The 1,976-nt window shown below is 69.4% G+C and carries 1 protein-coding gene; it reads right to left on the bottom strand.

Features of this window, described 5'->3' with window-relative positions:
* Window positions 1-1,976 (bottom strand): type I polyketide synthase (locus ACSDR0_RS50265; protein ID WP_435296075.1); only part of this gene is annotated, 1,976 nt, incomplete at both ends.

Genomic DNA, 1,976 nt, shown 5'->3' with positions numbered 1-1,976 from the left:
CCGGCGACCGACGAATACAGCACGAACGCCGTCAACTCACGGTCACGGGTCAGCTCATGCAGGTTCCAGGCCGCGTCAGCCTTAGGACGCAGAACCCGCTCAAGCTGCTCACCGGTCAAGGAGCCGATGACACCGTCATCCAGGACACCCGCCGTGTGAACGACCGCCGTCACCGGATGTTCGGCCAGCACCGCCCGCAACGCCGCATGGTCGGCGGCGTCACACGCGACCAGGGACACGGCCGCGCCCAGCTCCGTCAGCTCCGACTCAAGCTCCCGAGCTCCTGGAGCCTCAGAACCACGGCGGCTCAGCAGCACCAGCTCACGGACACCGTGCTCGACCACCAGATGCCGGGCCAGCACCGCCCCCAGACCACCGGTACCACCGGTGATCAACACTGGGCCACGGCCCCAAACAGGCGAAGACCCCTCCTCCTGCCGCGTCAGCCGGGCCAACCTCGGCACGAATGCCTCACCCGCACGGACAGCGAGCTGCGGCTCACCCGAGGCGACCATCCGAGTCAGTAACCCCTCCGGCAGGTCCTTGTCGGAGTCCACCAGAACGAACCGGCCCGGGTTCTCGGACTGCGCCGAACGCACCAGCCCCCACACACCGGATGCCCCCAGTGCGGGTACGCCCTCACCGCTCACGCTGAGGGATCCCCGGGTCATCACGACGAGCCGACCCTCCTCGTCCTCCAGATGTTCCTGGAGGCGGCGCAGAACCCGGCCGGTCACCTCCACGGCCGGCCCTGGCTGCTTCCCGACGTCCATGAGGGCGAACAGCGGAGCGTCGTCGACCTCGTCCGGGACGGACAGGGGGAGCCACGAGACCACATGCAGCTCATCTGTGGAGGCGCCCGCCTGCCGCAGCGCCTCCGGCGAGAGGGGACGCAATGCCAGCGAGCCGACCGTGGCCACCGGGACGCCGAGTTCGTCCGTCGCCACGACGGAGACCGTGTCGTCCCCGATCCAGGTGATCTTCACTCGGAGCTTCGAGATGCCGCGCGCCGAGGTCCGCACGTCGCTCCAGGCGAATGGCAGCAGGACCCGCCCCTTGGTCTCGATCAGCACGATGCGCAGTGCCGCATCCAGCAGCGCCGGGTGCAGAACGAACCGTTCGCCGTCACCGGCCTCGTCGGGGAGAACAATCTCCGCGAAGACCGCGTTCTCGCCGCGCCAGGCCCTCCGCACCCCGAGGAATGCGGCACCGTATCTGTAGCCGAGGTCACCCAGCCTGTCGTGGAACTCGGTCAGGTCGACGTCCTCACCGCCCGTCGGCGGCCACAGCGGCATCCCGGCGTCGTCGGGCGCCGGGAGCTCGACGGCCAGCAGCCCGTCGGCGTGCACGGCCCATGCCCGCTCTTCGTCGCCGTCGGGACGTGAATAGACGGTCACGGGCCGGCGTCCGTCCTCGTCGGGCGCGCCGACGAGGACCTGGAGGTCGATGGCTCCGCGTTCGGGCAGGACCAGCGGGGCGGACAAGGTCAGTTCGGCGACTCCGTCGGCTCCTACGTGCTCGGCCGCATACGAGGCCGCCTCCACGAATGTGGTGCCGGGCACGAGCACCGAGCCCAGGATCGCGTGATCGGCCAGCCACGGGTGGGTGCGCTGGGACAGGCGTCCAGTGAGCAGCAATTCGTCACGGCCCGCCAGCTTGACGGCGGTGCCGAGAAGCGGGTGACCGGTCGAACCGGCTCCCGCCGCGGTGGCCTCGGGTTCGATCCAGTGGCGGTGTCGTTGGAAGGGATAGGTCGGCAGATCGACCCTCCGCGCTCCACTACCGGCATACTGCGCCGACCAATCCACCGAAGCACCCCGAACGAACACCTCGGCCAAAGCCGTCACGAACGACCGCGACTCCTCCCGATCCCTGCGCAACGTCGCAGCCGCGAAAACATCCGGGACGATGTCACCGATCAGCGGGGTCAAAGCCGCGTCCGGGCCGATCTCCAGCCACAACCCGGCATCCGCGGC

Origin of the sequence: Streptosporangium sp. G11 (assembly GCF_051192615.1) — a bacterium.
GTDB lineage: Bacteria > Actinomycetota > Actinomycetes > Streptosporangiales > Streptosporangiaceae > Streptosporangium.
Note: the sequence above shows the minus strand (reverse complement) of the source record. Positions and strands in the feature narration are given on the sequence as shown.